At 73.2% G+C, this 20269-nt stretch carries 16 protein-coding genes; 6 read left to right on the top strand and 10 right to left on the bottom strand.

The window, feature by feature from the left end; all coding sequences use genetic code 11:
• Positions 1-42 precede the first annotated feature (42 nt).
• A complete protein-coding gene (locus CLV72_RS20395) occupies positions 43-360 on the bottom strand; it encodes a hypothetical protein (RefSeq protein WP_106248874.1) in 318 nt (105 codons plus the stop codon).
• Positions 361-545: 185 nt separating this feature from the next.
• Between CLV72_RS20395 and CLV72_RS20390 the strand changes: the two genes are divergently transcribed.
• From CLV72_RS20390 to CLV72_RS20375, 4 genes are all read left to right on the top strand, one after another.
• Positions 546-3584 carry a bifunctional [glutamine synthetase] adenylyltransferase/[glutamine synthetase]-adenylyl-L-tyrosine phosphorylase gene (locus CLV72_RS20390; RefSeq protein WP_211302990.1) on the top strand — a complete coding sequence of 1013 codons (3039 nt, stop codon included), beginning with the start codon at positions 546-548 and terminating at the stop codon, positions 3582-3584.
• A 122-nt stretch (positions 3585-3706) separates the two neighbouring features.
• Complete coding sequence (locus CLV72_RS20385) at positions 3707-5233, top strand: glycosyltransferase family 39 protein (protein WP_106248871.1); 1527 nt, start codon at positions 3707-3709, stop codon at positions 5231-5233.
• Positions 5234-5461: 228 nt separating this feature from the next.
• On the top strand, positions 5462-6088 hold the full coding sequence (locus CLV72_RS20380; RefSeq protein WP_170141051.1) for an acyl-CoA-like ligand-binding transcription factor: 627 nt from the start codon (positions 5462-5464) through the stop codon (positions 6086-6088).
• Positions 6089-6186: 98 nt separating this feature from the next.
• A complete protein-coding gene (locus tag CLV72_RS20375) occupies positions 6187-7773 on the top strand; it encodes an MDR family MFS transporter (protein ID WP_106248865.1) in 1587 nt (528 codons plus the stop codon).
• Positions 7774-7909: 136 nt separating this feature from the next.
• Here the strand turns inward: CLV72_RS20375 and glnA are convergent, their stop codons facing one another.
• Positions 7910-9334 (bottom strand): type I glutamate--ammonia ligase, encoded by a 1425-nt coding sequence (gene glnA, locus CLV72_RS20370; RefSeq protein ID WP_106248862.1) that lies wholly within the window; start codon positions 9332-9334, stop codon positions 7910-7912.
• A gap of 230 nt (positions 9335-9564) precedes the next feature.
• On the opposite strand from glnA, the gene CLV72_RS20365 reads away from it, so the two are divergent.
• On the top strand, positions 9565-10017 hold the full coding sequence (locus CLV72_RS20365) for an RDD family protein (RefSeq protein ID WP_211302989.1): 453 nt from the start codon (positions 9565-9567) through the stop codon (positions 10015-10017).
• Between the two features lie 66 nt (positions 10018-10083).
• Here CLV72_RS20365 and CLV72_RS20360 read toward each other — a convergent pair whose 3' ends face one another.
• From CLV72_RS20360 to CLV72_RS20325, 8 genes are all read right to left on the bottom strand, one after another.
• Entirely contained in the window at positions 10084-11019 is a 936-nt protein-coding gene (locus CLV72_RS20360) for an endonuclease/exonuclease/phosphatase family protein (protein WP_211302988.1), read from the bottom strand.
• A gap of 177 nt (positions 11020-11196) precedes the next feature.
• Positions 11197-11943, bottom strand: a complete 747-nt coding sequence (locus CLV72_RS20355) for a DUF4191 domain-containing protein (protein ID WP_106248854.1) — start codon at positions 11941-11943, stop codon at positions 11197-11199.
• 133 nt (positions 11944-12076) lie between these two features.
• Positions 12077-13018: a lipoyl synthase gene (lipA, locus tag CLV72_RS20350; protein WP_106248852.1), complete on the bottom strand. Its 942-nt coding sequence runs from the start codon at positions 13016-13018 to the stop codon at positions 12077-12079.
• A gap of 126 nt (positions 13019-13144) precedes the next feature.
• Positions 13145-13837 (bottom strand): lipoyl(octanoyl) transferase LipB, encoded by a 693-nt coding sequence (lipB, locus tag CLV72_RS20345; protein ID WP_106248849.1) that lies wholly within the window; start codon positions 13835-13837, stop codon positions 13145-13147.
• A 50-nt stretch (positions 13838-13887) separates the two neighbouring features.
• Positions 13888-14622: a Type 1 glutamine amidotransferase-like domain-containing protein gene (locus CLV72_RS20340; RefSeq protein ID WP_106248847.1), complete on the bottom strand. Its 735-nt coding sequence runs from the start codon at positions 14620-14622 to the stop codon at positions 13888-13890.
• Positions 14623-14771: 149 nt separating this feature from the next.
• A complete protein-coding gene (locus CLV72_RS20335) occupies positions 14772-16319 on the bottom strand; it encodes an ATP-binding protein (RefSeq protein WP_106248845.1) in 1548 nt (515 codons plus the stop codon).
• 13 nt (positions 16320-16332) lie between these two features.
• A complete protein-coding gene (locus CLV72_RS20330; RefSeq protein WP_106248843.1) occupies positions 16333-17520 on the bottom strand; it encodes an IS701 family transposase in 1188 nt (395 codons plus the stop codon).
• A 61-nt stretch (positions 17521-17581) separates the two neighbouring features.
• Positions 17582-18628: a hypothetical protein gene (locus CLV72_RS20325; RefSeq protein WP_106248842.1), complete on the bottom strand. Its 1047-nt coding sequence runs from the start codon at positions 18626-18628 to the stop codon at positions 17582-17584.
• Between the two features lie 545 nt (positions 18629-19173).
• Here CLV72_RS20325 and CLV72_RS20320 point away from each other — a divergent pair.
• Positions 19174-19965, top strand: a complete 792-nt coding sequence (locus CLV72_RS20320; protein ID WP_106248839.1) for a helix-turn-helix transcriptional regulator — start codon at positions 19174-19176, stop codon at positions 19963-19965.
• Positions 19966-20269: the final 304 nt, after the last annotated feature.

Here is a 20269-nt window from a genome sequence, read left to right as displayed (position 1 = left end):
CCGGGTGAGCGGGCGGTACGGCGCCCGGAGCGGGCCGCGCGCTCACCGCGCCGCCCGCCCGGCCGCGGCTCCCTCCGCCGCCCGCCCGCCGACCCGGAGCCCGGGGGCCGCGGCGGGCCGCGGCCGGGGGACCGGCGCCGCGGCGGGCCCGGCCGCCCGCCGCGGCTCCGCGCCGGCCGGCGGCGCCGCGGGCGCCGAGGGCGCCCGCCGCGGCCGCCGTCCACCCCCGTCGGGCGGCGGCGCGGCGCCGTCCGCGCCGCCGTCGCGGCCGAGCCGCCGGAACCGGTCGCGCGCCCGCGCCGCGCGCTCCCGGTCCCGGACGCGTTCCGCCGCCACCGCGCGCAGCAGTTCCGGGGACATCGCTTCCTCGCCTCCTCACGCCGGCCCGTCCGTCGGTCCGGCACCTTGAGACTCGCGCTAAGACCCCCGCCTCCGCATCGGGCAGCCGCCTTAGACGCCTTGAGAACCCGCCCCGGCCCGCCTAAGCCCGACCGTGACCCGAACGTGTCGCGCCAGGACGCGGCCGGGCCGATTAACGTAGGTACGTGACGGCGAGCGAGCACGGCAGGGTGACCACCGCGGCCGGGCGCCTGGCGCGGCTCGGGTTCGTCGCGGCCGACCAGGCGGCGGAGCTGTTCGCCGAGATCGGGCTGCGGCTGCCCGACGACGACGGCCCGGGCCCCGACCGCGCGGTGGTGGAGGCGCTGCGCGAGGCGGCCGACCCCGAGGCGGCGCTGACCGGCCTGGCCCGGCTGCTGGAGCGGGCGCCCGACCGCGAGGAGCTGCTGGCGGCGGTCCGCGCCGACGCCGAGCTGCGCGGGCGGCTGCTCGCGGTGCTGGGCGCGAGCACGGGGCTGACCGACCACCTGTGCCGCCACCCCGGCGACTGGCGGCGCCTGCGCGGCCCGGAGGCCGAGCGGGCGCCGGAGGCGGCCGAGGTCCGCGCCGAGCTGCTGCGCGCCGTCGGGGCCGACGACTCCGCCGACCCGGCCGAACCGCCCGCGGCCCGCCCCGACCGCATCGAGGCCGACCCCGTCATGGCGCTGCGGGCGGCCTACCGGCGCCGGGTGCTGGGGCTGGCCGCACGCGACCTCACCGGGCTGGCCGACGTCAAGCGGGTCGCCGCCGAGCTGGCCGACCTGGCGGCGGCGGCGCTGGAGGCGGCGCTGGCCGTCGCCCGCGCCGAGCTGGGCGATCCGGCGCGCTGGTGCCGGCTGGCCGTCATCGGCATGGGCAAGTGCGGCGCCCGGGAGCTGAACTACGTCAGCGACGTCGACGTGGTGTTCGTGGCCGAGCCCGCCGAGGGCGCCGACGACGAGCAGGCGGCGCTGCGCGCCGCCGAGCGGCTGGCCGCGGCCGCCATGCGCGTGTGCATGCAGGCGGGGGAGGAGGCGGCGCTGTGGCAGGTCGACGCCGCCCTGCGCCCCGAGGGGCGCAACGGCCCGCTGGTGCGCACCCTCGCCAGCCACACCGCCTACTACCGCAGATGGGCGCAGACCTGGGAGTTCCAGGCGCTGCTCAAGGCGCGCCCGGTGGCCGGCGACGCCGAGCTGGGCGCCGCGTACCTGGCGGCGCTGGCGCCGATGGTGTGGCGGGCGGCCGAGCGGGAGAACTTCGTCGCCGACGTGCAGGCCATGCGCCGCCGGGTGGAGGCCAGCATCCCGGCCGGCGCGGCCGACCGCCAGCTCAAGCTCGGCCCCGGCGGCCTGCGCGACGTGGAGTTCGCCGTGCAGCTGCTCCAGCTGGTGCACGGCAGGACCGACGAGTCGCTGCGCGCCCCGGGCACCCTGGACGCGCTGGACGCGCTGTCCGCGGGCGGCTACGTCGGCCGCGACGACGCCGCCGACCTCTCGGCGGCCTACCGCTTCCTGCGCCGGGTCGAGCACCTGCTCCAGCTGCACCGGATGCGCCGCACCCACATGGTGCCCGACGGCGGCACGCCCGACGGCCGGCGCGAGCTGCGCCGCATCGGCCGGGCGCTGGGCCACCGCACCCACCCCGAGGACTCCTTCACCGCAGAGTGGCGCCGGCACGCCCGCGAGGTGCGGCGGCTGCACGAGAAGCTGTTCTACCGGCCGCTGCTCCAGGCCGCCGCCCGGGTCCCCAGCGACCAGGCCGGGCTCAGCCCCGAGGCGGCCGAGGCGCGGCTGTCCGCGCTGGGCTTCGGCGACCCCGCGGGGGCGCTGCGGCACATCCAGGCGCTGACCACGGGCGTGTCGCGCCGCGCCGCGATCCAGCGCACCCTGCTGCCGGTGATGCTCGGCTGGTTCGCCGCCGCCCCCGACGCCGACGGCGGCCTGCTCGGGTTCCGGCAGGTCAGCGACGCGCTGGGCAGCACCCCCTGGTACCTGCGGCTGCTACGCGACGAGGCGGGGGTGGCCGAGCGGATGGCCTGGCTGCTCGGCTCGGGCCGCTACGCCACCGACCTGCTGCTGCGCGCCCCCGACGCCGTCGCCATCCTGGGCGACGACGCGGCGCTGGCGCCCCGGCCGCAGCAGGCGCTGGCCGTGGAGGCCGACGCGGTGCTGCGCCGGCACGCCACCGCGGAGTTCGCCGTCACCGGCCTGCGCGCGCTGCGCCGCCGCGAGCTGTTCCGGGTGGCCGCCGCCGACATCTTCGGCCTGATCGACGTCGACCAGGTCGGCGAGGCGCTGAGCGCCATCACCGCCGTGACCCTCGACGGCGCGCTGCGGCTGGCCACCCGCGCCGTGCTGGACGGCAGGCCGTCGCCCACCCGGTTCACCATCGTGGCGATGGGCCGCTTCGGCGGCCGCGAGCTCGGCTACGCCAGCGACGCCGACGTGATGTTCGTGCACGATCCGCTGCCCGGCGCCGACGAGGGCGAGGCGGCCAGGACGGCGCACGCGATCGCCGTGGAGCTGCGCCGGCTGCTGGCGCTGCCCGCGCCCGACCCGGCCCTGCACGTCGACGCCGACCTGCGCCCCGAGGGCCGCCAGGGCCCGCTGGTGCGCACGCTCGCCTCCTACCGCGCCTACTACCGGCGGTGGTCCTCGCCGTGGGAGAGCCAGGCGCTGCTGCGCGCCGCCGTCGCGGCCGGCGACGCCGGACTCGGCGCGCGCTTCACCGAGCTGATCGAGCCGCTGCGCCACCCCGAGCACGGCATCGACGACGCCGCGCTGCGCGAGATCCGCCGGCTCAAGGCCCGGATGGAGAGCGAACGGCTGCCGCGCGGCGCCGACCCGGGACTGCACACCAAGCTGGGCCGCGGCGGCCTGTCCGACGTGGAGTGGGTGGCGCAGCTGCTCCAGCTCCAGCACGCCCACCGGGTGCCGGCGCTGCGCGGCACCCGCACCCTGGAGGCCCTGGCGGCCGCGGTCAACGCCGGGCTGCTGGACGGCGGCGACGCGCGGCGGCTGGCGGCGGCGTGGCGGCTGGCGGGGCGGATCAGGGGGGCGATCACCCTGGTGCGCGGCAAGGGCGGCGACTCCATCCCCACCGACATCCGCGAGGGCACCGTGCTGGCGCGGGTGCTCGGCTACGACAGCCACGGCGCGCTGATCGAGGACTACCGGCGCACGGCACGGCGCGCCCGGGCCGTCATGGAGCGCGTCTTCTACGGCTGACGCTCCCCGGCGCCGCGGGGGCCCACGGGACGGGCGGTACGTGCGGTCGGAGAACGGACCGGTGACCTGCAAGTAGTTGAGAAGGGGCTAAATCGGCCGGTTGGTTCAGTAGTCTGCTCACCGTGGTAGAGCTGAAAGAGCGGGCCGACGGCCCCGGCGCCGAGACGCCCGCCGGCTGGGCCGGGCTGCTGGCGCGCGGCCGTGCCTGGCTGGCCGGGCACTGGGTCGTCGCGGTGCCGGGCCTGGCGGGCGCCGCGATGGCCTTCTGGGGCATCGCCGGGCCCTCCTACCGGGCCGACGAGGGCGCCACCATCACCGCCACCACCCGCTCGCTGGTCGAGCTGGCCGCGCTGCTGCGCAACGGCGACGCCGTCCACGGCCCCTTCTACCTGCTGATGCACCCCGTCGCGCAGATCGGCACCCGCGAGTGGGTGATGCGCGCGCCCATGGCCGTCGCCATGGTGGTCGCGGTGGTGTTCACCGCGCTGATCGCCCGCCGGCTCGTCTCGCCGGCCGCCGCGCTCTTCGCCGGGCTGGTGCTGGCGCTGGCGCCCACCATGTCCTGGTACGCCCACGACGCCCGCTCCTACGCGCTGGTCACCGCGCTGGCCACCGTCTCCACCTACTGCCTGGTGCGGCTGGTGCAGCAGCCGGGCCCGGCGCGGTGGCGCGGCTGGGCGGTGGGGTACACCCTCGCGACGGCGGCCATGGCGCTGCTGTTCATGTACGCCGCGCTGCTGCTCGCCGCGCACCTGTGCGCGCTGCTGGTGCTGTGGCGCCGCACCGGTGCGGCGCCGTGGCGGCCCTGGCTGATCACCACCGGCGTCACCGCCGCGCTGGTGCTGCCGATCTTCGTGGTCGGCTTCGGCCAGCGCGGCCAGGTCGGCCACCTGGAGCCGCCCACCCTGGAGACCCTTGAGGAGCTGGTGGAGTTCCTGGCCGGCGGCCCGCTGCTGGTGGTGGTGCTGGTGGCGCTGGTCGCGCTGGGCGCGGCCCGCTCCGGGCGCGACGACCGCTCGCCGGAGGGCTGGACCGTCGCCTCGGTGGCGCTGCCGTGGCTGCTGGCGCCGCCCGCGCTGCTGCTGATCGCGTCGGTGCTGGTCACCCCCACCTTCCACGAGCGCTACACGGTCATGGTGCTGCCCGCGCTGGCGCTGCTGGCCGGGGCGGGGCTGGCCGCGCTGCGGCCGGTGGCGGCCGCCGTCGGGCTGGTGCTGGTGGCCGTGCTGGCGCTGCCGGTGATCGTCGACGACCACGCCGAGAACGGCAAGGGCGACAACCTCCGCATCCGCGCCGAGGTCATCGGCGCGTACGCCCGGCCGGGCGACGGCATCATGTACGCCCACAGCAGGCACCGCCGCATCATGCAGGCGTACCCCGACATGGGTGCCGGCCTGCGCGACGTGCTGGCCGAGCGCAGCCCGGCCGACGACGGCTCGCTGATCGCCCCCGAGGTCACCGACCTCGCCGAGATGGAGCGGCGGATCCGCTCCGTCGACCGGCTGTGGGTGATCGTGGGCGACAGCACGATCCCCGAGCGCGCCGCCGACTACGAGCGGAAGATGGAGCTGCTCGACGACATCGGCGCGGTGGAGCTCGACCAGTGGGTCACCAGCCGCCGCGAGGTCCGGCTCTACGAGATCCCCTGACCCTCTCCGCTCCGCCGCGCCCCGCGGCCGTCCGGGCCCGCCGCCGTCCACCGGCGCGGGCCCGCCGCCGTCCATGCCCCTGTAACGGACCGCCTCCACCGGCGTGCCAGCAGGTCTGGAGCGCGCGGGTATTCCGTGGAACCGCTGTGGGTATCGCCACAGGGAGCGGAATCGTTTCACAACGAGAATCGATGCGCATTGTGCACTTATCCGGGCATACTTGATCAGGTGACGACGATCAGCGCGGACGCTCCACTGGGGCGCCGGGAGCGCAAGAAGCAGGCGACCAGGCAGGCCCTGGCCGCCGCCGCCCTGCGGCTCGCGGCGGAGCGCGGCGTCGACGGCGTCACGGTCGAGGAGATCGCCACGGCGGCCGACCTCTCGCCCCGCACCTTCTTCAACCACTTCTCCTGCAAGGAGGAGGCGATCGCCGACCCCGGCGACGACCGGGTGGAGCGGGTGCGCGCCGTGCTCTCCACCAGGCCGGCCGGCGAGGCGCCGCTGGAGGCGCTGCGCCACGCCATGGGCTCGATCCGGGACAACATGACCGAGGCGGCCATCCGCGAATGGCGCGAACGGCACCGGCTGGTGCGGGAGAACCCCGCCCTCAAGGCCTACCACCTCGCGTCCTTCGCCCGCTTCGAGCGGGCCATCATCGAGGAGATGGCCGCGAGATCCGGTACCGACCCGGACTCCGACGTCTACCCGAGGATGCTGGCGCGGGCCGGGCTGACCGCCGTGCGCACCGCCTTCGAGCTGTGGCGCGACGGCGAGGGCCCCGACGAGTTCGGAGCCCTGATCGACACCGCCTTCGACCAGATCGCGTCCGGCTTCACCCTGCCGCCACCCCGCTGACGCACGCCAGACCAGCCGTGCCGCCCATCGGGCGCGGCGCGGACCGGAGCCCCGACCACGCTCCGGAACACCCGACATTCCATTTCAGGGGACAGCACATGACCAGTACAGCCGAGAGCCCGGCGCCCCCGCCGGGCACGGGGGCGGCTGCCGACGCGGCACCGGCCTACCTTTCGCACCGGCAGATCCTGACCGTCATGGTCGGGATCATGTCGGGGATGATGCTCGCCGCGCTCGACCAGAGCATCGTCGGCACCGCGCTGCCGCGCATCGTCAGCGACCTGGGCGGCCTCGACCAGCTGTCATGGGTGGTGACCGCGTACCTGCTCACCTCCACCGCGGTCGTGCCGCTGTGGGGCAAGATCTCCGACCTGTACGGCCGGCGGCTCATCTTCCAGGTGGCCATCGGCATCTTCATCGTCGGCTCGCTGCTGGCCGGGCTCAGCCAGGACATGACGCAGCTGATCATCTTCCGCGCCGTCCAGGGCGTGGGCGGCGGCGGCCTGATGTCGATCGCGCTGGCGATCATCGGCGACATCATCCCCCCGCGCGACCGCGGCCGCTACCAGGGCGCCTTCGCCGCCGTCTTCGGCATCTCCAGCGTGGCCGGGCCGCTGCTCGGCGGCTTCTTCACCGACGGCCCCGGCTGGCAGTGGATCTTCTACATCAACGTGCCGATCGGCATCGCCGCGCTCGTCGTCACCTCGATGGCGCTGCGCATCCCCACCGTGCGCCGCCAGCACTCCATCGACTACCTGGGCGCGGCGCTGATCGTCGCCTCGGTCACCTCGCTCATCCTCTACCTGGACTGGCGCGGCCCCGACCACGGCTGGACGGAGGCCGGAGCGCTCGCGCTGCTGGCCGCCTCGGTGCTGCTGGCCGCGCTGTTCGTCTGGGCCGAGAGCCGGGCCAAGGAGCCGATCATCCCGCTGCACCTGTTCCGGCTCTCGATCTTCAGCCTGGGCAACGTCTTCAACGCGCTGTCGGGCTTCGCGATGTTCGGCGGCCTGGTCTTCCTGCCGCTGTACCTGCAGGCGGTGCAGGGCATGTCGCCCACCGTCTCCGGCCTGGCCATGCTTCCGGCCGTGGTGGGCATCTTCATCACCTCGATCGGCTCCGGCCAGCTGATCAGCCGCACCGGCCGCTACAAGATCTACCCGATCGCCGGCGCGGCCGTACTGACGGTGGCGCTGCTGCTGCTGTCCACCGTGGCCACCGGCACGCCGTACTGGCAGATCGCGCTCTACTCGGTCCTGTTCGGCGCCGGACTCGGCTTCACCATGCAGACCGTGGTCACCGCGATCCAGAACGCGGTGCCCCGCGCCGACATGGGCTCGGCCACCAGCGCCTCGATGTTCTTCCGGCAGATGGGCGCCGCCGTGGGCACCACCGTGGCCGGCGTGGTCATGTCCACCCAGCTGCAGAACTACCTGGCCGACAGCGCGCCCCCCGGCGCCGCCCCCGCGTCCGCGGAGGTCGACGTCAACAACATCGCCGCCATCCAGGCCCTGCCGGAGCCCGTCCACGGCATCGTCCTGGACGCCTTCTCCGGCGCCATCGGCGACGTGTTCCTCTTCTCGGCGCCGTTCGTGGTCCTGTCGCTGATCGTCGCGTTCTTCATCAAGGAGATCCCGCTCGCCCAGCGCCAGTCCCCGGCGGACGCCACCGCAGCCGCCGCGCACTAGCGCGGCCCGCCCCCGCGCCCCGGCGTCGCCCCGCCGGGGCGCGGGGGTCTTCCTGTACCCGCCCGCGCGTGTCGAGGCCCGGCCCCCTTGTGCAGGGGACCGGGCCTCGGGTCGTGCGGACGGGTGACGGCTCAGGTCACACGTCGTAGTACAGCTCGAACTCGTGCGGGTGGGGGCGCAGCCGGATCGGGTCGATCTCGGTGGTGCGCTTGTAGTCGATCCAGGTCTCGATGAGGTCCGGGGTGAAGACGCCGCCCTCCAGCAGGAAGGCGTGGTCGTTCTCCAGGGCCGTCAGCGCCTCGTCGAGGGAGCCGGGGACGGTGGGGACCGCCTTGGCCTCCTCGGCGGGGAGCTCGTAGAGGTCCTTGTCGATGGGCTCCGGCGGCTCGGTCTTGTTCTTGATGCCGTCGAGGCCGGCCATCAGCATGGCGGAGAAGGCCAGGTAGGGGTTGGCCGAGGGGTCGGGGACCCGGAACTCCAGGCGCTTGGCCTTGGGGTTGGAGCCGGTGAGCGGGATGCGCACGGCGGCGGAGCGGTTGCGCTGCGAGTACACCAGGTTGACGGGCGCCTCGAAGCCGGGCACCAGGCGGTGGAAGGAGTTCACCGTGGGGTTGGTGAAGGCCAGCAGCGCCGGGGCGTGGGCCAGCAGGCCGCCGATGTAGTACCGGGCGATGTCGGACAGGCCGGCGTAGCCCGACTCGTCGTAGAAGAGCGGCGAGCCGTCCTTCCACAGGCTCTGGTGGCAGTGCATGCCGGAGCCGTTGTCGCCGAAGACCGGCTTGGGCATGAAGGTGACCGACTTGCCCGCGGCGTTCGCGACGTTCTTGACGACGTACTTGTACAGCTGCACGTTGTCGGCGGTCTTGAGCAGGCTGCCGAAGCGGAAGTCGATCTCGGCCTGGCCGGCGGTGCCCACCTCGTGGTGCTGGATCTCGACGGTGATGCCGCAGTCGATCAGCTGGCGGACCATGCGCGAGCGCAGGTCGCTGTAGTGGTCGGTGGGCTCGACCGGGAAGTAGCCGCCCTTGTAGCGCGGGCGGTAGCCGAGGTTGCCGCCCTCGGCCTTGCTGCCGGTGTTCCACGCGCCCTCGATGGAGTCGAGGTAGTAGTACGACGCGTTCTGCTTGGTCTCGAAGCGGGCGTCGTCGAAGATGTAGAACTCCGCCTCGGGGCCGAAGAACGCGGTGTCGGCGATCCCGGTGCTCTTCAGGTACGCCTCGGCCTTGCGGGCGACGTTCCTGGGGTCGCGGGTGTACTGCTCGCGCGTGAACGGGTCGTGCACGAAGAAGGTGAGGTTCAGCGTCTTGAACTCGCGGAACGGGTCGATGACCGCCGTCGACGGATCGGGCAGCAGCAGCATGTCCGACTCGTGGATGGCCTGGAACCCGCGGATGGAGGAGCCGTCGAACATCAGGCCCTCGGTGAACACGTCCTCGCCGAAGTTCTCGACGGGGAGGGTGAAGTGGTGCGTGGCACCCGGCAGGTCCGTGAAGCGCACGTCAACGAACTGCACGCCCTCGTCCTTGATGTAGGCAAGGACCTCCTCGGCGTTCTTGAACAAACCAAACCTCCGTGTGCTCTGTACGTTCGCCTGGCAGCGTAGGGAGAGGGCGTTTCTCGGCCGTGTCCCTCGCGTTTCACGCATGTTACGGATGGCGTCATCCCTAGCAGGACCAGCGCCGGGACAGAAGGAGGCGCGGCGGCCGCCGCTCCGCTTTCCGTCACGGAGCGCGACGGTGAGGTGCCCCACCCCCGGCGGCCTCTCGCACCGGGGCCGGTACCGTGGGGGCCATGGCGCACGACAGGCGGCGGCCGCCGGGCGACGGCGGCGGAGCCGAGGCGGCGGGGTCCGCCGATTCCGAATTCGGATACCGGGGCAGGCGATTGGGGCTGCCCGAATCCGGCCCGCGGTCGATCCCGGGCTTCGGCCGCCGCATCGGTGCGATCTTCATCGACTGGCTGCTCGCCGTGGCCGCGGCGCAGCTGGTGCCGCTGGACCACCCCCTGCTGCCGCTCGGCGTCTTCGCCCTGGTGGCCGTGGTCTCCATCAGCCTCACCGGCACCACGATCGGCAAGCGGCTCCTTGGCGTCCACCTCGCCCCGGTCGGCGACGGCCCGCCCTGGGCGGTCCGGGTGCTGCTGCGCACCCTGCTGATCTGCCTGGTGGTGCCGCCGCTGGTGTGGGACCGCGACGGGCGCGGCCTGCACGACCTCGCCGCCCGCACCGTGAGCCTGCGGCTGTGACGGCCCGCGGCGGCCGGCCCCGGGCGGGGCGGCCGCCGCGCGGACCGTGCCGGCCGGGCGGCGCGCTCAGGCCAGCTCGACCAGCGCCTGCACCGGCAGGTGGTCGGAGGGCCACTGCGAACCGCGCCGGAAGGTGTTGATGGCGGCCGCGGGCACCCGGATGCCCTGGCTGGTCAGGATCCAGTCGATGCGCACCGCCTCGGGGTCGGGCTCGTTGAAGCCGTGGAAGGTGCCGTAGTAGGGGGTCACCTGCTCGTCGGCGCTGAGCCAGGTGTCGGCCAGGAAGCCGCCCTCGGTGAGGGTCTGCCAGCTCACCGAGGTCTCGGGGAAGGTGTTGAAGTCGCCTGTGACGATCAGCGGGGTGCCGGCCGGGAAGCCCTCCAGGGTGGAGCGGATCAGCCCGGCGCTGCGCTGCCTGGCCTCCTCCGAGCGGTGGTCGAAGTGGGTGTTGAGGAAGATGAACTCGCGCCCGGTGCGCATGTCGGCGAAGCGCACCCAGGTGACCATGCGCACCACGGTGTTGCCCCAGGTGGCCGAGCCGATCAGCAGCGGGGTGTCGGAGAGCCAGAAGTGGTCGAACTCCAGCGGCGCGAGGCGCCTGCTGTCGTAGAACACGTGCATGAACTCGCCCCGGCTGCCGCCCTGGCGGCCCACCCCGATGCTGTCGTAGGGGTTGGGCAGGTCGGCCTGGATGTCGTTGAGCTGCGCGTACAGCCCCTCCTGGGTGCCGATCACGGTCGGCTGCTCGCGCTGCAGCAGCGCGGCCAGCACCGGGCGCCGCTCCGGCCAGGAGTTGGGCGGGGTGTCGGAGGCGAAGCGCACGTTGAAGGACATGATGTGGAGCTGGTCGCCCCGGGCCGGGCCGAATACCGTGCCGCTGAGGGACTGGGCGCCGGGTTCCGGCTGCGTGTCGGCGGACGCGGCGCTGAACGGGAGGGAGGTCGCGGACGCGACGAGGGGGAGGGTGAACAGGACACGACTGAGCGACCGGCGAGTGATCACACGTTCTCCTCTGTTCGGACAGCAGGGCCCCGGCGCACCCGCGTCGGGCGGCCGGGGCCCTTGGCAATCCGAAAGTGTATGGAGCGGGACGGACGCGGAGAATGACCGCCCCGTGTCCGGTGCGTGATGTGCCGTCGACTCTTTGTCGCGGCCGGGCCGGAAGCGCTGGTGGGGGCCTTAGCGGGGCGGCCGCGGCATCTTGGGCATCTTCGCGCCCTTGGGCAGCGGCCCCTTGGGCATCTGCACCGCGGGCGGCAGGGCCTTGAGCCTGCTGCGCAGGCCCGACACCTCGGCGCGGCTGAGGTTGCGCGGCAGCTTCATCAGCTCGCGCTGCAGCTTGGAGACCGGCACCTGGCCCTCGGCGTTGCCCGCTTGGAGGTCGTAGATCGGGATTTCGTGGGCGACGCGGGCCACCCGCTTCTTCTCCTGCGCGATCAGGCCGCGCAGCCGTCCGGGGTTGCCCTCGCCGACCAGCACCACGCCGGGACGGCCGGTGACCCGGTGCACGATGTCCATGGACCGGTTGGCGGCCACGCCCTGCTCGGTGACCCAGTCGCCGCGCATGTTGTCGAGGATGGCCCAGCCCGCGCCGAGCTGGCCCTCCATCATGGCGAACTGCAGCCTGCGCGCGGCGAAGTTGAAGTACAGCAGGCCGCTGAGCAGGCCGAGGGGGATCGCGGGGATGAGCCAGTACAGCAGGCTGCTCGTGAGCCAGCCGCCGAGCACGCACAGCGCGATCACCACCAGCGCGATCGCGATCGCGATCGGGATGACCTTGCGGTCGCGCTGGTTCACGAAGGAGCCGATCATCCGCAGCTGCTTGAAGTAGCCGGGCGGCTTGCCGGAGTCCGCCTTGCGGCCGCCGGAGCCGCCGTCCGCCGCGGTGGGACGGGCGGAATCGCCGCCCGAGGACTTCTTCGCCATGTCTGCCAGGATACGAGCCCCGGCCGAGCGGTACGGCACCGGCGCGGAGGGCGCGGCGGCTATTGTTTCGCGGTTGTGACCGCCCGCGGGCGGCGCGCCCGTGCCGCGGGCGGTCACGGGCGCGGTCGGGGGCTCAGCCGGCCGGTGTCGCGCCGGCCCGGCGCTCGACGGCCTGCCGGTACAGCCGGCCCGCCCGGTAGGAGGAGCGCACCAGCGGTCCGGACAGCACTCCGGCGAAGCCGATCTCCTCGGCCTCGGCCGACAGCTCCACGAACTCCTCGGGCTTCACCCAGCGCTCCACCGGGTGGTGGCGCACGGAGGGGCGCAGGTACTGGGTGATGGTCAGCAGGTCGCAGCCCGCGGCGTGCAGTTCGCGCATGGCCGCCGAGACCTCCTCGCGCTCCTCACCCATGCCGAGGATGAGGTTGGACTTGGTGACCAGCCCGGCCTCGCGCGCCCGGGTGATGACCTCCAGGGAGCGCTCGTAGCGGAAGCCCGGCCGGATCCGGCGGAAGATCCGCGGCACGGTCTCGACATTGTGCGCCAGCACCTGCGGGCGCGAGCCGAAGACCTCGGCGAGCTGGTCGGGCTCGGCGTTGAAGTCGGGGATCAGCAGTTCGACGCCGGTGCCGGGGTTGAGGGCGTGGATCCGGCGGACGGTCTCGGCGTACAGCCAGGCGCCGCCGTCGGCGAGGTCGTCGCGGGCCACCCCGGTGACGGTGGCGTAGCGCAGCCCCATGGCCTGCACGGACTCGGCGACCCTGCGGGGTTCGTCGCGGTCGAGCTCGGCCGGGCGGCCGGTGTCGATCTGGCAGAAGTCGCAGCGCCGGGTGCACTGGTCGCCGCCGATGAGGAAGGTGGCCTCGCGGTCCTCCCAGCACTCGTAGATGTTGGGGCAGCCGGCCTCCTCGCAGACCGTGTGCAGCCCCTCGCGGCGGACCAGCGCCTTGAGCTCGGTGTACTCCGGGCCCGTCTTCAGCTTGGTCTTGATCCACGACGGCTTCTTCTCGATGGGGGTCTCGCTGTTGCGGACCTCCAGGCGAAGCAGCTTCCGTCCGTCGGGTGTGACGGTCACCTTGCGGCTCCCTTGGGTCGGGCGTGTGCCGGCGGTGTCGGCCGTGCCGGCCTTCGTTTCCCAGGCCGGCGTACGGCCTGTCCTGCCAGCCTATGCGGGCGGCGCGGGCGGTGCCCGCGCCGCGCCTCAGGCCGGGATGAGCGCGTTGAGCGCGCCGGCGTCGGCGCGGGCGGTGGCCCCGAAGACCTCCAGGGTGCGCCGCCGCACCAGCGGCAGCACCTCGGCGACGCGCACGTCGCGGCCCAGCTCGGCGCTGAGCGAGGTGACGTCGGCGTCGGAGATGCCGCACGGGATGATGCGGTCGTACCAGGAGAGGTCGTTGTCGCAGTTGAGGGCGTAGCCGTGCATGGTCACGCCCCGGCTCACCCGGGCGCCGATGGCGGCCACCTTGCGCTCGCGCAGCCCGCGTGCGGCGTCGGCCGGGCACCACACCCCGCTGCGGCCCTCGACCCGCAGGGTGGGCACGCCGAGGTCGGCGCAGACCCGGATCAGCATCTCCTCCAGGTCGCGCACGTAGGCGACGACGTCCATCGGCTCGGCGAGCTTGAGGATGGGGTAGCCGGTCAGCTGCCCGGGGCCGTGCCAGGTGATCTTGCCGCCCCGGTCGACGTCGACGACCGGCGCGCCGGGGTCGCCGGCCGGCCGGTCGGCCCGCCCGGTGCGCTTGCCCGCGGTGAAGACGGGCTCGTGCTCCAGCAGCAGGCAGGTGTCGGGGACCTCGTCGGCGACGCGGCGCTCGTGGATCCGCCGCTGGAGGTCCCAGCCCTCTGCGTACGGGACGGGCGCGGTGCCCAGATGGGCGAATACCAGGTCACTCACCCATCCAATGTACGCCCGCGCGCCGCGGGGGCGAGCGGCCGGGCGGCGGCTCAGCCGGCGAGCCGGCGCGGCTCGATCGGGACCTCCTTGGCGCCGCCCGCGCCGTCGGACTCGACCCGGTAGGCGCGCGCCTCGGGCACGTACCCGATGGCCTGCACCAGCTCGGTCCCGACGTAGTGCAGCGCCACGCCGTTGTCGGCGGCGTACCCGGCCGGGAGGGTGCCGTCGGCGACCAGGCGCTGCATCAGCGGGCGGCGGCGCGGCTCGGCGTCGTAGTGCACGCCGTTGGAGTAGGGCAGCAGGCCGAGGCCGTCGGTGAAGGGCGCCAGCTCAGGGCCGAAGGAGTCGGTCGGGCCGCCGACGTGCCAGCACAGCGAGCCGGCGCTCTGCCCGCACAGCACCACGCCGGACTCCCACGCGCGGCGCATCACCTCGTCGACGCCGTGCACCCGCCACAGCGCCCGCAGATTGGCCACGCTGCCGCCGGTGACGTAGATCATGTCCTGGCTGAGCAGGTGGGCGGCCAGGTCGGCGTGGTTGGGCCAGGGGTACAGCGCGAGGTGGCTCACCTCCGCCTCCCAGCGGCTGAACCCGGCGTAGAACCGGGAGAGGACCTCGTGGTGGTCGCCGACGGCGGTGGTGACGAAGCACACCCGCGGGCGGTCGGTGTCGGTCAGGTCGCGCGCGTAGCGCAGCAGCGGGCTGGGCGTCAGCTCGCCGCGGTCGTCGGGGACGAACGACCCTCCGCTGATGGCCACGATGTGCGATCGTCCGTCGGTCGTCACGGCTTCCTCCTCGGGCGGTGGCGGGGACGAACCGCAGTATTCCAGCTGGGACGGGCGAGGACCCGGGAACCGGTCCGGTTCCCGGGTCCTCGCCCCAGGGGGTCGCCGCTCAGTGCCGCGCAGTGCCGCTCAGTGCCGCGCAGTGGCGCTCAGTGCCGCAGCGGCAGCCGCACCGTGAAGCGGGTGTCGCCCGGGACCGAGCTCACCTCGATCGACCCGCCGTGCCGCTGGCTCACGATGTCGCGGCACAGGTGCAGGCCGAGCCCGGTGCCCTTGCCGATGTCCTTCGTGGTGAAGAAGGGCTGGAAGAGGGACGGCAGCAGCTCGGGCGGGATGCCCCGGCCGTTGTCGCGGATCTCCACCAGCGCGCAGTCGCCTTCGCGCGAGGTGGTGATGGTGAGCACGCCGTCGGCGCCCATGGCGTCCGCGGCGTTGGTGATCAGGTGCACCCAGACCTGGTTCAGCTCACTGGGACGGGCCGGGAGGGCGGGCAGCTCACCGAAGCGCCGCTGGACCCGGACGCCGCTGAGCCGGGGCGCGAGCACCGTGAGGGTCGCCTCCAGCGCGTCGTGCAGGTCGACGTCGTGCTCGGGCGCGCGGTCGAGGTCGGTGTAGCCGCGGGTGGCGCGCACCAGCGCGTCGATGCGCCGGCCCGCACCGGTGATCTCGTCCACCAGGGACCGGGCGTTGAGCACCTGGGCGGCGCACGCCAGCGCCGCCTCCAGCGCGTCGGGACGCACGGACTCGGCGATGCGCGCCAGCGTGTCGGGGCTCGCGCCGCTGTCGGCCAGGACGGCGCCGATGTCGTCGGCCGACTCGAAGCCTTGGGCGTCCAGCCAGTCCACCACCTCGTCGGTCAGCTCGGCCGCCTCCAGCGCGTCGCGGGCGGCCGGCGGTTCGGCGGACAGGTGCCGCACGAAGCCGTCGATCACCCGCCGCTCGGCGGGGGAGGCGAGCCGGCCCCAGCGCGCCGCCTGGTCGCTGAGGTCCTGCACCGCGTCGCGGAGGCTCGCCGCGGCGCGGACGATCGCGGCGGCGGGGTTGTTGAGCTCGTGGGCGAGTCCGGCCGCGAGCGTGCCGAGCCCTTCGAGCATGGTGGTGTGCCCCGCTCGCGCCTCGTAGTCCCTGATGCGCCAGGCCAGCACCGGCAGCAGCACGGCGCAGATGGTGGGGCAGCGCCCCAGGAGTTCGAGGAAGGTCGGCTTGTCGTAGGCGATCAGCTCCGTGCGGCCCGAGGCGGTGGCCTTGGCCAGGTAGTCGCCGTCGACCAGCAGCGGCAGCTCACCGGTGAACTGGTGGGCCGCTCGCGGCTTGCCGTCGGGCGGGTCCGCCGGCGCGGCGGGACCGGGTCCGTCCTGCCGGCGGTCGGCGGGGCCGTCGCCGCCGGGGCGGGGCGGGTCGGCGGTGTGCCGCCCGTACAACTCCTCGCGGCCGTCCCTCATCTTGGTGATGACCAGTTGGCCGCGCAGCAGCACGTAGAAGTAGCGGGCGCGCTCGCCGTCCTCGAACAGGACCTCGCCGTCGTCCAGGTGTACCGGTCGGCCCACCTCGACGAGCCAGCGGAGGTTGTCGTCGGAGAGGCGGGCGAAGAGTTCGACCGAGCGCAGCCGCTCGATGTCCACCGCCGCCGGCGGCGCCTTGGCGCCGCCGGCGGCGGTGGAGGGGGCGGCCGCCGCATGCGGTCCGGCTGAAGGCATCGTGGCCTTTCACCTATCCGTGCAGCCGCGACAGCACCGCGGCGGTGGGCTCTTCCCGCCGGCGCAGCAGCGTGTAGGCGTGCGCCGCGGACACGAGCGTGACGTGGTGGTGCCAGCCCCGGTAGGAGCGGCCCTCGAAGTGGCGCAGGCCCGAGTTGTCGGCCAGGTGGCTCAGGTCGGAGGTCGAACGCCGGCCGGACTCGATCACGCCCACCAGCTCAGGCAGCTGAGCCGGCTGCAGGTTGGTCAGCCAGATCGCCCGGGGCTGGTTGCGGCCGGCCGGGATCTCGGCCGCCAGGTGCCGCTCCTCGCGCCAGCGCTGCCGGCCGCTGTAGCGGGCGGAGGCGGGCTGCGTCATGACGATGTAGCGCGTGCTGCCGCCGCGGCTGCGCATCACCGGGCGCCGGCTGAGGGTCATCCGGCCGTAGCGCGTCGCCTCCTGCACGGCCTCGCGCGCCGTCGGGCCGCCGACGGCGCCGAGCGGGGTGTTCTCCGGCACCCGCACGACGTAGCGCAGTCCGCGCTGCTCCAAGCCGTCCAGCAGCTGCTCCACGTGGGGGAGCTGGTGCGCGTCCACGACGATGGGCGCCGGGCTGAGGTCCCATCCCAGCATCTCGTCGACGGCGTCGAGCAGCTGCTGCCACCGCGAGCGGTGCCGCTCGTGCTCGGGCAGGTGCGCCCGGGACCGCAGCCGGTCGTCGTCGTCCCAGCAGCGGGGCAGGAGCAGCCGCCAGTTCACCGGGCAGCTCCCGTCCACGTCGGCCAGGAACACCGCGAGACCGATCTGGCAGTTGAGGAGGCGTCCGGCCGAGTGCGCGAACTGCTTCGCGACGCCGACGGAGCTGTCCCCGTTCTTCGGGAAGACGACCTCCTGCACCACCCACGCCCGCGGTTCGACGGCGGCGGAGACGAGTTCGGCCAGGCGGGTGCGCACCGGCTCCCACTCCCATGGACTCTGGTTCACCAGTTGCTGGAGGCACTGGTCGGCCCGCCAGCCCACCACGTGCTCGCAGATGCGCCGGATGGACTTGCGGCCGGGGACGCTCACCAGTCCCTGTACGTAAACCTCGCCCCAGCGGCGCTGGTCGCTGCGAGGAAAGGAGGAGAATACGTCCTGGCAGAACGTCGAGAGGTCCAGTTCTTCCTGTCCTGTCCCGACGGCGGATCTATGCCCCGGGATCACTCCGATATCGATACTCATGTCACTCTGCCCCTGCTCTCACGCCTTCCGGTCGCCCTCACCGGTCACTCGGCGGAGCGATTCAACGGATTTCCATTCCGGTCGCGCTGTCGATTTCCCCGTCAATGAACTTGGTCGCGTCCTGGTCGTAGAGGAGGTGGGTGGCGATGGCGGCCGCATAGGGTGCGTACCGGGTCCGCAGATCCTGGAAGACCTCCTGTGCCAAGGCCTCGTGGCGCTCGGCGGGCAGGCCCGCCTGGATGGCCAGCCGCATGGTGGCGGAGAACTCGTGCTCCTCGCGCCCCTGCAGGCTGACGGCGGCGTGCGGAATGATCAGGCCCAGACGGTCGGCCAGTCCGCGCAGGCAGCGCGTTCCGGCGTCCAGGAGGGAGCGGGTGTTGGGCGGTGCCCAGTTGGGCGCGATCGCCTGGGTCAGTGCGGCGGCGTCGAGGACGATCACGGCGGCCTGCACCCAGCACAGGCGGCCGGCCGGTCGGTAGTGGACCAGGGACGGGTATCCCAGATGGGTGCCCTGGACGTCCGACATCCAGGCCGCCCACTCGGCGAAGCGGCCGTCCAGGTTGTCGCGGGACCCGGTCCGCAGGTAGTCGGCGAGTACGGCTTCGGCGTCGGTGGGCAGCATCGCCTGGGACGCCAGTTGGGTGACCTGCCGCTCGCGACGGCTGTAGGCGTCGGTCAAGCGGATCAGGTGCGTGGTGAGGACTGCGACCAGGAGCATGGTGGACCAGGCGGCGGCGGTCTGCACCGGCTGCGGTGCCGATTCCGCTGGCAGGAGCCCGGCGGTCGGCAGCCCGGCCGCGGGTGTGCCGGCGACGCCCCAGCCCAGCAGGGCGAAGCCCAGCCCGGTGCCGAGCAGCCAGCCGGCCGCCATCACCATCAGGACGAGCGGACTGTAGGTCTCCAGGACGCGCTCGGCGGCCTTGCCGGGCACCGTGCCGAGGGTCCGCAGCGCCCGGGCCGTCCGCAGCGCCGCCGACGAGACCACTTTCAGCGTCCACCGGGCGGCCCCCGAGGAGCGCTCGCGGGGGATGAAAACGGTCCGCAGCACACTGAGCCAGGTGATGAATACCAGCAGCCCACCGGCCGTGGCGGCGAAATAATGGATCATGCCGCACGGCTCCGTTCGGCCCGGGTGAATGCACGCGGGCTTCGTGTGCCATTCTTGTGGTCGACGGTGATCAACCTGGTCTCCTCACGGCGACGCGGCGGCTCATACGGCCAGATACGAGCGTGGCCGCATTCGCGCCGGAACGCCTAGAGCCGGGTTGTGGTGGTACTGCAAATGCCAGCATCGGCGCGAATGTGCCGCTGATCTCGACCGCGGCGGAAGCGCGGGCCGGTCCCGGGCGCGGTGCCGCCGGGCGGCGAGGCGGAAGCGGGAGGCCCGGCGCGGGTGCGGGCGCGCCGGTTTCCAGGTCGGGATGGGCGCCGTCATGTGCCCCGGCTCCGGGCGGTGGTGATCAATTCGTGTCGGTGCGAACGATTAAAGCCCCGGTCGAGCCGATCACGGTCGGGCAGGCGACGGCCCTGCAAAAACAACTTAGGGTGGTATCCCAAATGCCAGCATTGTCTGCCTGAGCGTTCGGCCGATCTCGTCGGCTGGCACGGCGCGCCGTCCGGGGCCGGCGGAGAGCCCCGAAGAGAGGAGGTGTCGTGTCAGGTGACGATCGGAGCAGGCGCGAGCTGGCGGAGTTCCTGCGCAACCGCCGGGCGCGGATCAGTCCCGGGCAGGTCGGCATCCCGGTGGGCTCCCGCCGGCGCACCAGCGGCCTGCGTCGCGAGGAGGTGGCCGTGCTGGCCGGCCTCAGCCCTACCTGGTACACCTATCTGGAGCAGGGCCGCAACATCCATCCCTCGCCTGAGGTGCTCGACAGCCTGGCGCGCGTGCTGCAGCTGAGCGAGGATGAGCGCGGCTACATGCACATCCTCGCCTACGGCCACGTGGTCAAGCCGCAGCCGGCGGAGAAGCCCGCGGACGAACTGCTGAGGCAGATCGTGGACGCCGTCGGCTCCGGCCCGTACCCGGTGTACGCGGCCAACCAGTACGGCGAACTGATCGCGTGGAACCGTGCCGCGGCGGAGTGGTACGACGACTGGGACCGGCTCCCCCCGGCCGACCGCAACATCGTGCGTTGGATGGTCACCTCTCCCAGAGCGCGTGAGCGGCTGCTCGATTGGGAGGACGACACCCAGGACGCCATCGCGCGCTGGCGGGCGGAGTCGGCGAAATGGCCGAGCGACGAGCGACTGCGGGATCTCATCGCCGAGTTCACCCGGCTGAGTTCCGACTTCGCTCGGTGGTGGGATGGTCACGAAGTGCGAGAGCACCGTGTCCGAATACGCCGTTTCCGACTGCCGCAAATCGGAATTCGATCAGTTCGACTGGTGCCGTTGGGGGCTCCCGACACGCTGCCGTCCGGTATCGTCCTTCACCTCCCCGTGTGAGTTTCCTTAGTTTTGGACATGTGTCCTATCGTCACCGAAGATCGATACGGTGCCAATTTGGGCGTTTCACCCTATTTCGTTACTTCTTTGTTGACTGGTTTAGGCGCAACTGACAATCGTTGGGGCACTGCAACATCCTCGCGACCGGCGCATTCCGGCCCCGCTACCGGTGCCGCGACGGTCGGCGGTTCTGTTCGCGTGGTCCGCGGCTGTTCGGGTGCCGCGCGCACCGTACTGGTGCCGTGCTGGTCGCGCCACGATCCGAGTCAAGGGGGAGTCGCGCCATGTCGTGGACTTTTGTCGG

The sequence above is a fragment of the Allonocardiopsis opalescens genome, assembly GCF_003002095.1.
Classification (GTDB): Bacteria; Actinomycetota; Actinomycetes; order Streptosporangiales; family Streptosporangiaceae; genus Allonocardiopsis; species Allonocardiopsis opalescens.
This window is presented reverse-complemented; position numbering and strand designations above follow the sequence as displayed.